The 10,841-nt window shown below is 43.6% G+C and carries 9 protein-coding genes and 1 tRNA gene; 8 read left to right on the top strand and 2 right to left on the bottom strand.

Annotated features, from left to right (window positions below):
• The 4 genes from rplT to NT141_00590 all read left to right on the top strand — a co-directional run.
• The coding region (gene rplT / locus NT141_00605) for a 50S ribosomal protein L20 (GenBank protein ID MCX6783562.1) at positions 1-322 on the top strand (322 nt) is incomplete at its 5' end.
• Complete coding sequence (locus NT141_00600; GenBank protein MCX6783561.1) at positions 315-1,199, top strand: phenylalanine--tRNA ligase subunit alpha; 885 nt, start codon at positions 315-317, stop codon at positions 1,197-1,199. The genes rplT and NT141_00600, both read left to right, overlap by 8 nt.
• 104 nt (positions 1,200-1,303) lie before the next feature.
• Positions 1,304-2,089: a phenylalanine--tRNA ligase beta subunit-related protein gene (locus tag NT141_00595; GenBank protein ID MCX6783560.1), complete on the top strand. Its 786-nt coding sequence runs from the start codon at positions 1,304-1,306 to the stop codon at positions 2,087-2,089.
• Between the two features lie 2 nt (positions 2,090-2,091).
• Positions 2,092-3,549: a phenylalanine--tRNA ligase subunit beta gene (locus NT141_00590; GenBank protein ID MCX6783559.1), complete on the top strand. Its 1,458-nt coding sequence runs from the start codon at positions 2,092-2,094 to the stop codon at positions 3,547-3,549.
• A gap of 109 nt (positions 3,550-3,658) precedes the next feature.
• On the opposite strand, the gene NT141_00585 is transcribed toward NT141_00590, so the two are convergent.
• The gene (locus NT141_00585; GenBank protein ID MCX6783558.1) at positions 3,659-6,223 is read right to left on the bottom strand and encodes a PBP1A family penicillin-binding protein; all 2,565 of its coding nucleotides are present in this window, start codon (positions 6,221-6,223) and stop codon (positions 3,659-3,661) included.
• 98 nt (positions 6,224-6,321) lie between these two features.
• Between NT141_00585 and NT141_00580 the strand changes: the two genes are divergently transcribed.
• Positions 6,322-6,396 (top strand) — tRNA-Tyr (locus NT141_00580).
• A gap of 23 nt (positions 6,397-6,419) precedes the next feature.
• Positions 6,420-7,493: a tyrosine--tRNA ligase gene (locus NT141_00575; protein MCX6783557.1), complete on the top strand. Its 1,074-nt coding sequence runs from the start codon at positions 6,420-6,422 to the stop codon at positions 7,491-7,493.
• A 297-nt stretch (positions 7,494-7,790) separates the two neighbouring features.
• Here NT141_00575 and NT141_00570 read toward each other — a convergent pair whose 3' ends face one another.
• Positions 7,791-8,021 carry a hypothetical protein gene (locus NT141_00570; GenBank protein ID MCX6783556.1) on the bottom strand — a complete coding sequence of 77 codons (231 nt, stop codon included), beginning with the start codon at positions 8,019-8,021 and terminating at the stop codon, positions 7,791-7,793.
• Positions 8,022-8,135: 114 nt separating this feature from the next.
• On the opposite strand from NT141_00570, the gene recG reads away from it, so the two are divergent.
• Both recG and rpmF read left to right on the top strand, forming a co-directional pair.
• Positions 8,136-10,697 (top strand): ATP-dependent DNA helicase RecG, encoded by a 2,562-nt coding sequence (gene recG / locus NT141_00565; protein MCX6783555.1) that lies wholly within the window; start codon positions 8,136-8,138, stop codon positions 10,695-10,697.
• A complete protein-coding gene (gene rpmF, locus NT141_00560; protein MCX6783554.1) occupies positions 10,681-10,830 on the top strand; it encodes a 50S ribosomal protein L32 in 150 nt (49 codons plus the stop codon). Before recG ends, rpmF begins: the two co-directional genes overlap by 17 nt.
• Positions 10,831-10,841 lie beyond the last annotated feature (11 nt).

Raw genomic sequence — 10,841 nt, 5'->3', positions numbered from 1 at the left:
TACTCGTCATCGGCACAAAAAAATACTTGATAAAGCTAAAGGCTTTCAGGGCACTAATAATCGGCTTTATAAAAGAGCTAGCGACGCAGTGCTTCACGCTGGAGAATATGCTTTTGCCGGAAGAAAATTAAAGAAGCGTGACTTTAGAGTTTTGTGGATTATGCGTATTAATGCGGCCGTGCGTCCGTTAGGCTTAAATTACAGTAAATTTATTACACTTTTAGGTAAAGCTAAAATAGAGTTAGATCGTAAAGTATTAGCCGATTTAGCCGTAAATTATCCTAAGGCTTTTGAAGCCATTGTAAACAAAGTTAATGCCTAATTCCAAAGAGGAATTTCTAAAACTCAAAGATCAGTTAAAAACTGCTAATCCCTCCGAAAAAAAGCAACTCGGTTTAAAATTAAATGAATTAAAAAAGTCTCTGGAAGCGTTTTTTATTGACTCAACGACTACGTCTGACGATAAATCCTTGGATCTTGATACCTCGATGCCCAGTATTAAGCCTACGACTGGTCACCTACATCCCATTACTCAAATGAGAAAGCTAGCGGAGGATATTTTCATGAACATGGGCTTCCAGGTTATCGATAGCGTTGAAGTTGATAATGATTATAACCATTTTGAGGCTTTAAATTTCCCGGTGGGGCATCCGGCCCGGGATACTTGGGATACGTTTTGGACTAAGGAACACTTACTTCCGATTGCTCACACCTCAACCATGCAGCACCGAGTTCTTGCAACTCATAAACCACCTTTCGCCGCTATTATTCCAGGCCGCTGTTTTCGTTATGAAGCCACAGACGCAGTGCACGAACACACTTTTAACCAAATCGAAGGAGTTTACGTAAGCAAAAACGCTTCTTTAGCGGAATTGATAGGGGTCCTTGAAACTTTTGTATATACTTATTACGGCTATAAAATTCCCTATAAAATTCAGCCAACCTTTTTTCCTTTTGTTGAGCCGGGTCTGGAAATGCTGATAGAACATACAAGAAAAGATGGCACCAAAAAATGGCTGGAGCTTATTCCGGCCGGCATGATTCATCCTAATGTTCTCCAAATGGCTGGGCTGGATCCAAAGGTTTACAAGGGCTTTGCCTGGGCGATAGGCTTGGATCGCCTCGTCATGTTAAAGTACGGGATATCGGATATTAGAGATTTCTTTAAGGGCGATTTAAGGTTTTTGGGGCAGTTCTGAAAAAAACATGTCATTCCGGCCCCGGAGCCGGAATCTAGTAACAGATTCGATGATTTAACCGGATTGACTGGATTCCGGGTCAAGCCCGGAATGACAAATTGATTATGAGGATTTCTCTAAATTGGCTAAAAGATTTTGTAAAAATAAACAAAACTCCCGAGGAGTTGTCTGATTTAATTTCGGCTAAACTTACTGAAGTCGAAGGCTTTGTTGATCAAAAGAAGCTTTATGACGGCATCATCGCCGTTAAAATCGAAGAACTAAAAAAACATCCCAATTCTGATCATCTCTGGCTAGTCAAAGTAAACACCGGTCATGAGATTCTTGACATTGTCTGCGGTGCTCAGAACCTTGCAGTCGACCAAATAGTCCCTCTAATTCCCGTCGGCGCGACTGTACCTGATACTGACGATGTCCTTAAAACCGCCGTTATCCGTGGCGAAAAGTCGCAGGGCATGCTCGCTTCCGTGCGTGAACTCAAACTTGGTGACGACCACTCTGGAATTTATATTTTAAATGACAAAATAAAACCCGGGACTCCATTATCAGAAGCACTAAGCCTTGATGACGTCATTTTTGAAATCGAAAACAAGGCCTTAACGCATCGCGGCGATTGTTTTAGTGTCGCTGGCATTGCACGGGAAGTAGCGGCTATTACCACCGAAAAATTTATCGAACCGGATTATAACGCGGTCAAAGGAACCAGCTCCGATCATAAAATTGCGTTAACTATTCAGAACCAGGTTGATTGCCCCCGTTACTTAGCTTGTCATCTTAGCAACGTCAAAGTCGCCCCCTCACCGGAATATGTTACCAGGCGTCTTATAAATTCCGGAATCAGACCGATCAATAATGTTGTCCAAAAGATAACAAAGGCCTTTGGAACTTAGGAGTGCGCCGCGCGAAAGAGTCCGAAAAAATGGCAACGCTTGATGATAAAGAACGGCTACTTAGTAATGATAACCTCGTGATTACAGCGTCAGACCAACCGGTCGCTGTCGCTGGTATTATGGGCGGTGCTTCGTCAGAAATATCTGACACTACAACGACGTTGATTCTAGAAGCCGCTAATTTTAATAATTTTGCAATTAGAAAAAGCTCTATGTCATTAGGGCTGCGTTCCGAAGCCTCATTACGCTTTGAAAAAGGCTTGGATCCAAATCTAACCGCCAAAGCCTTGTCACTCGCAGTCACTTTACTTATGTCAGAGGCTGATGCGAATGTTACTGAAGTCGCTGAGTATTACCCACTTCCGACAGAACCTATAACGATTATAACCACCGTAGATTTTATAAATAATTGTTTGGGGGCAAAACTGACGGTGCAAGAAATACTTCGGATTTTAACTACCCTAGGATTTGGGGTCGGTAGTAACAAAGACGCTTTACAAATAACCGTACCAACATCCCGTCAAGACGTTGTTATTGCGGAAGACCTGATTGAAGAAATCGCTCGTATTTACGGCTACGAAAATATTAAACCGACGCTCCCGCAAAAAGACCTGCGTCCGGTGTCACTAACCTCGTCCCAATCAGAAGATCGGCTTCTGCGTGATAACCTGCGTCTTTTAGGTTACGACGAGGTTTATAGCTACTCATTTATAGGTAGTGATCTATATAATAAAGCGGGGCGGAGCGTAGTCGAATGCCTGGAGATTGTTAACCCGCTTTCGGATGATCTTAAATTCATTCGTAACGATTTAATTCCCGGACTTTTAAGCAAAGTTGCGCTTAATTCACATAACTACAACTCTTTTAAAATCTTTGAAATTGGTAAAGAGATTCATCCAAAACACGAAGAGTTAAAAAATGAACTGGACGCGCCAACGACCGAGACGTTAGTTGCGGTCGGCGCTGTTTACAACGTCGACAATAATCATTTAGAGGAAACTTATCGTAAAATTAAAGGGGAAATAGAATATTTGAAGGCTGAAAAAGACGCAGAGATTAATGTTATTAACGAAAAAGTCCTAAAGAACTTCGGTATTAAAGGACCAGTTATTACTTGGAAAATAAAGCTGGACCCTTATTTTAAAAAACACGCAAGCTTAAGACCGGAGATCAAAGACGCTGCTGTGACAACCCCAATTACCGAAGATATTTCTTTTTATGTTGATGAGAAAACAGCGGTTGGTGAAATCATTAAGACAATTAAGGGATTGTCAAAATTGGTTAGTGACGTTGAAGTGTTTGATGTTTACCACGAATCCGATAAGAAATCTGTCGCCTTAACCGTGTCATATTCGGACAAAGATAAGCAGTTATCTACGTTAGAAGTAACACCAATCAGAGAAAACATTATCAAGATGCTAGAGGAGAAATTTAAGTTAGAAGTTAGGAAGACAATATAAACACTGTCATTCCGGGCTTGACCCGGAATCCAGTAAACTATGTCACATTACGTAGCGTACCGGTCGGAGTTACTAGATTCCGGCTCCGGGGCCGGAATGACATATCAGTTTAGACCACCTGGATACTCAGAGTCGCACTGCCGTCATTCCCAGCACTATCCTCGGCCGTAACCTTGATTTGATGCTGACCCGACGTTTCGGTCGAAGCGATTTGAATATTCTTTTTGTAGGGAATGGAAGTTACAGGGGCACCAACGACGGATCCGTCATACGAAAAGGTGACTTTGGTAACAGCGTACGGGCTACTAACGTCAGCTTGAATGGTCACCGAATCCCCGGATTTGACCTTTGTATTTAGAGCCGGCGCCGTGATCGCCACTAGCGGACCACCATTTTTAGCAGCTTCACCACTACTATCAAAGTAGGCCGTCGAAATATCATGCGGCGGATGATACATTTCATCGTCCTTATGATTATCGTTAATCCATTTATCCACCGCGTCCTGCCACTCCGGCAACTCGGCAATTAGAAAGAGGAAGGTTTTCTCCTCGGTCTTTTTGGCGTCAATACAAGACTGTGAGGCAATCTTACCGTCGACTTTACAAATAGTTAAACGACGCCTCATTTGACTTTCGGATGTCGGTTCCGTGCCTTTTAGGAAATACTCAAGACGTGATGGAAAGTCGCCGGTAGCGGCGCCGCCGGTCTGCGCATCGATCTTAACCTGAACAACATTATCCGGTTTTACGAATGGAACGTCTTTTTTATCTTTTAAATACTCTTTAATTGCCTTGTTCCAAATGTAAGAGGCGCCGCTAATTCCCGAGGCCACGTTTTTCATTTGAGTATTATCGTTATTGCCAACCCATATACCTAAAGTCAAATCAGGCGTGTAACCAACCGTCCAATTGTCTTTTAGATCATTAGTAGTTCCAGTTTTTACGGAAACAGTATACCCCGGAATATGCAAAGTGGACCCGGTGCCAAACTCCATGGAACGAGCGTCGTTATCCGCTAAAATGTCGGAAATTATATAGGCAATGCCGCTATCTAAGACCTTACGACCGGACGAAGTGGGAGTGTTGTATAAAGAAGACCCTTTAGAATCAGTTACTTTAAGAATAAAAACCGGAGTATTAAAAGTACCGGTATTGGCGAAAGTGGCATAGGCCCCTGTTAGCTCCAAAAGATTAGTTTCGCCACCACCTAAAGTTAGTGACAAACCGTAGCGGGAAGGATCGGAAAAAGTGTCGATACCCATATCCGAAGCCGTCTTAATCATGTTTTCCAGTCCCACTAACTTAAGAACTTTAACGGCCGGAATATTTAAAGAGTTAGCGAGAGCATACCGCAGCTGAATGGGGCCCCGAAACTTACCATCGTAGTTAACCGGAATATATGGCTCAGAAGCCGATGCTCCGGTAAACTGGGTTTGAACGTCGTAGAGAACAGTGGCGGCAGTGTAGCCCTGTTTTAAAGCAGTAGCGTAATTAATTGGTTTAATAGCGGATCCTGGCTGACGGGAGGCAATCGTGACGTTATATTTACCGTCGTAATTTTTGTCGAAATAATTACGGCTGCCCACCATCGCTAAAATTTCCCCAGTCTTAGGATCTTCCAAAACTCCGGCTCCGTTACTATAACCGTACTGTTTTTCATCAAGAGTCACTTGATCGGTAATAGTCTTTTGCAAAATATTCTGTTTATCTAAATCTAACGTCGTTGTAACCTGCAGGCCGCCGCTAGCCACCATTTGCTCCCCAAAGCGATCAGTAAGTAGCTTTTTAACATACATCACAAAATGGGCCGCTTCTATTTTTCCGCCGGTATCGTTGTAAACTAGCGTTTCGTTTTTAGCGGCTTCAATAATTTCGGCTGCAATCTTGTGGTTCTGGCCGGATTTATCTACCCAACCCACATCTCGCATTAAATGAAGGACGTAAGTTTGCCGACCTTTAGTGTATTCAGGGTGCACCCCGAAAGGCGAGTAATACGAAGGTGCTTGCGGCAGGCCCGCCATCATGGCCCCCTCGGCTAAAGTTAAATCGGAAGCCTTTTTGCCAAAGTACATTTCGGAAGCGGCTTCCACTCCCACTGCTTGGCCACCGTACGGAGCTTCGTTAAAATACATTTGTAAAATTTCGTCTTTGGAATAAACTTTCTCGATTTGCATCGCCAATATAAATTCCCGAATTTTCCTAAAAATCGTGCGCTCATTGGAGATTAAAGAGTTACGGACTAGTTGTTGAGTTAAAGTTGAGCCCCCGGCGCAGCCTTGACGGGTAACGCACAAATAAATACCACGCACAAAGCCCTTAGGAGAAAAGCCGCCATGCTCATAGAATTGGGCGTCTTCGGTAGCTAAGGTAGCTTGAATTAAGTACGGAGATATTTTATCTAAAGTAACTAAGGTACGATTAGTGTTGCCGTAAACTTCGTACAGCAGCTTGCCGTTGCGATCCATAATTTTAGTCGATTGATCTACTTGGCGAGTAATTAATTTATTGGGAGACGGTAAATCTTTAGATACTATGGTTACCACAAGGAATGAAGCCACAAAACCGGCAGCCAGTACGGAAAATATCGCAGTAGTAAGCCACACTACCACTTGCAATAAATTCCGCGGTTTATGAAAGTGGGGGAGGTTAATTTTGAAAGCTCGGGATCTAGTCACGAATTTATTATACCAACCCTCCTTCGCTAAAGCTACGGAGGGTAAAGAATTTATCTGTTGTGACGGAAGCTTTATTAAGCTAAAATGCAGGTTGATTTCCGCAGGAGGCTCTACGGTTGAGCAGTTGACTGTAAATCAACCTTTCGCAGGTTCGACTCCTGCCCTGCGGACCAAACTTAATGTTAATATTATAGCTATGACCCCACAGGAAAAAGTTGAACATCTTAAAGCCATCGCCGAGGAAATCATTACCGAAGAGGAATTACTAAAGCTTTTCCAAACTAAAGAACATCCGGTTTGCTACGATGGCTTTGAACCGAGCGGCATCGCCCCCATTCATTTTGGACTCCTGCGGGCCCTGTATGTTAAGAAATTATTGGAGACCGGTGTGCACGTCATTTTATTCCTGGCCGACTTTCACGGCATGATTAACAACAAACTGGGTGGCGATTTAGAAAAAATTAAAACCGCCGGTAAATATTTTATAGAGGTCTGGAAAGCCGCCGGAATCAACACTAATAAAGTCGAGGTGGTCTGGGCCAGTGATCTGCTGACCCGAAAGACCTACATTGAAAGGCTGCTCAGAGTTTCTAAAGAGTTGACACTCGACCGCGTCACAAAAACCTTAACCATTGCCGGTCGCAACGAAAAAGACAAACTTATTTTTGCCCAATTTTTGTACCCCGCTATGCAGGTCAGCGATATTTTCGAACTGGACCTTGATATGGTAGAAATGGGCATGGATCAACGCCGCGCCAATGTGATTGCTCGCGAAGTGGCCCATAAACTACACTGGAAAGTGCCAGTGGCCATCCACCATCACATGTTACTAGGGCTTAAAGGCACTAAAGAGGGCGATAACCCTGAAGAAGTAATGGTCAAGTCAAAAATGAGCAAGAGCGATCCTACCAGCGCCATCTACATGCACGACAGCGCTTCCGAAATTGCCGCTAAAATTAAAACCGCTTTTTGCCCGCCACTTATCGTCGCTGGCAACCCTGTATTGGAGTACGTCAAATATATTATTATGCTAAGTCTCCCCAGCTTTAAGATAGAACGAACGGCGGAACATGGCGGTGATAAAGAATACCAAACGTTTGACGAGGTCACTAATGATTATGAATCTGGAGCATTACATCCAATGGACCTAAAAGCCGCCGTGGCCCGCGATTTAGATATTTTGATAAAGCCGGTTCGAGAACATTTTGAGAATAATGCGGAGGCTAAGAAGTTGTACGAAACTGTAAAAAGTTTTCAGATAACAAGGTAACAGCCAACACGTCATTCTGAACTTGATTCAGAATCCAGTTACTGGATTCCGGGTCAAGCCCGGAATGACAAATGAGATTATGGGAGCACTAAGAAGACACCAAAAATTACTAAAAATAATCGTTGCCGCCGCCACGGTGGCTTTAGTCTTGGGCTCAATTCTTCCCGCGTTTATTCGATAAAAACGCCCCAATATTATTAAAACACTGGGGCGTTACTTGAACTTGTTCATGGTTTCAGCAAACACGAATTATTTCTAAAACAACTGAGACATCAAGACCGCTACGAGTCCTAAAGATCACCGTAATTGGTTCTGATTTCCAACTCTGAAAGTGAATGATACCTCCCGTTCAGTCCGTTTATTGGGCGTTGCAAACCAATCGGCAATGGTTAAAGTAGTAGGACAACGAGCCTTTAAAGTAACCTCCTCCTGACGTGGATAACGCAGCTTTAAAGTCGGCGGATCCTCTGCAACTAGAACATGAGGATATCCTGTTTGCACCTCTAAACACTTTGTATTTATAATCATTTCTCCTCCTTTTTTATTAGAAAACTAAATTAAGTAATTTATAAAGGTGAATGAAATATTTAGCAATAGTTTAGTCATGTACCGGACGGTACCCGATTAGTGTAAAATTTAGGGGTGCTGACTTTAAACGATAGTATCGACAAGGTACCTCTGATAGGACCGCGTAATAAAGCCCTACTGTCAGTTTTAGAAATCCACACCGTTCACGACCTTTTATATCATTTCCCCTTTCGTTACGAGGACTTTTCAATTATTCGTAAAATTAGCAACCTCATCGCCAGCGAACCGGTGACGGTAATTGGCGATGTAATCAGTATCAAGAACATTTTCACTAGAAACGGCAAGAATTTCGCGGAAGGCGTCGTTTCAGATGAGACGGGTAAGATCAAGCTGTACTGGTTTAACCAACCATATTTGGCCCGCAGTTTTAAGGCCGGCGATAGAATTAGTTTTTCCGGAAAATTAGAGGCTTTTAGTGGCAAACCGGCCTTTATTGGACCGGACTTTGAGATTTTAAAGTCTGACGGAATCCCAATTCACACCGGCCGCCTTGTTCCCATTTACCCTGAAACCCAAGGCGTCAGCTCAAAATGGCTCCGTTCTCGCATCCACGCTACGTTTGACCTGCTACTAAGCGAATTTGTGACCGAATTTCTGCCGCTTGAACTCCGTCAAACCGAAGAATTAATAGCAATTGACGTCGCCCTAAAACAAATTCACTTCCCAGATAATTTGACATCGCAAGAAGCAGCTAAAAAACGACTGGCTTTTGACGAAGTCTTTTTAGTGGCTTTAGAAGGCTTGATTCGACGTGAAACTTGGAAAGTTAATAAACTAGCTCGTCAACTTAAATATGACGCGAGTGATAAAGCGAAAATCAATAGATTTGTTGACGCGTTGCCATTTAAACTAACCAAGTCACAACAACAAGCCGTTGACGAGATTAACTCTGACCTAGTGAAAAATGAACCGATGAACCGGTTGCTAGAGGGCGACGTTGGCAGTGGTAAAACTATCGTGGCTGCAATTAGCGCCTATTTGACGGTCTTAAATGGCGCATCGGTGCTCTACATGGCTCCGACCGAGATTTTAGCCAATCAACACTACGAAACATTTAAAAAGCTTTTTGACCCCTTGAGCATCGAAATTAAAATTATGACCGGGTCAAGAAAATCCGAATCGAGTACAAACAATAATAAACCGACAATTATTATTGGTACCCACGCGCTTCTTTATCGTCAGAATTTTGACAATATTGCTCTAGCCATTATCGATGAGCAACATCGTTTTGGTGTCGAACAAAGAACAGAACTTTTAAATCGCTCAAAAGCCGAAAATGGGGGAGTGCCACATTTATTAACAATGACCGCCACTCCGATTCCCCGATCTTTACAGCTGACTGTGATGGGAGATTTGGACCTGTCGGCAATCACCGAAATGCCAGTTGGTCGGAAGCCAGTGACGACTTGGGTCGTCCCTAAAAGTAAACGGGACGGCGCCTATGCCTGGCTTAAAAAAGAAAATCAGCCGACTTTCATTATTTTTCCATTTATAGACGAGTCGTTGGCAGAGTCGCTAAAGACCGTCAAAGCCGCCACTAAAGAATTCGAGCTGCTTAAAAAATCCCTTAAACCTCTTAAAGTTGGTCTGCTGCACGGCCGCATGTCGTCAACCGATAAGGACAAGGTCATTGCGGACTTCAGAGAGCATCGCGTTGACGTTTTAGTGAGTACACCGGTCGTGGAAGTTGGCGTCGACATCCCGGAAGCCTCTATAATAGTGATTGAAGGCGCCGAGCGTTTTGGGCTAGCCAGCCTGCATCAGCTGCGTGGCAGGGTCGGTAGAGGCGGTCAACAGGCTTATTGTTTGCTCTTTACCAGCGATGGCGATTCTGACACTCGTCGCCTTAAAGCATTAGAGATCCATCACAACGGACTTGAGCTTGCTAAAATCGATTTGGCAATGCGGGGCGGCGGCGAACTCTACGGCACCTTGCAAAGTGGCGATTTAGGCTTTAAACTGGCTGATCCCAGTGATGTAGAGCTGCTAATTAATGCGCGTGATTGGGCACAACGGATTTTGGCTGATCTTAATAAATATACAGCGACGTCAAAATTGATAACAGAGTTGAAAACGATTTCTGGAAACTACAAGGGTCAACTAATCACAGTGCCCACAACAGTAACCCTAGAGCCCACCAAAGAAGTGGTTCGCAACGCCATTTTCTCCATAATTGACGATAAGGTTAACGATGCTGCTGTACTTGACCTCTTCGCGGGAACAGGCGCCTTGGGCCTGGAAGCCCTTAGTCGCGGGGCACGGTCCTGTTACTTTATAGATCAGGATGAAAAGGCCGTTGATGCTATTAGCATGACGTTAAACCGTCTAAATTTGCTGGAGGCAGCGACAGTAACTAGGGATGACGTCCCCCATTTTGTAAAACACGATGCCGATCAAAAATTTGATTTGATTTTCTTAGACCCGCCATACGTAACGCCAACTACCCATCTAATTAAGCTTTTAAGCCCGCTGTTGCAAGATAACGGTTTTGTGGTATATTTATGCGGTCGTGACCGAGTAATCTCGGAAAAATATGACGACCTTGCCGTTGAATTTGAAAGATGTTACGGTATTACCAAGGTTATAGTTCTAAAAAAATATGACACCATTACCTAAAAGACGATTTTCGAGAGGCCGCGCCGCCCGCCGAAAAATAAATTTAAAATTAACGGCCGCCGGCACGGTAAAGTGTGCTAATTGTGGTCAAGATAAAAGACCGCACTACATCTGTAGCGCTTGCGGCAAATAATGAAATTACAT

The sequence above is a fragment of the candidate division WWE3 bacterium genome, from assembly GCA_026396615.1.
In the GTDB taxonomy this organism is placed as follows: domain Bacteria; phylum Patescibacteriota; class WWE3; order JAPLWK01; family JAPLWK01; genus JAPLWK01.
Note: the sequence above shows the minus strand (reverse complement) of the source record. Positions and strands in the feature narration are given on the sequence as shown.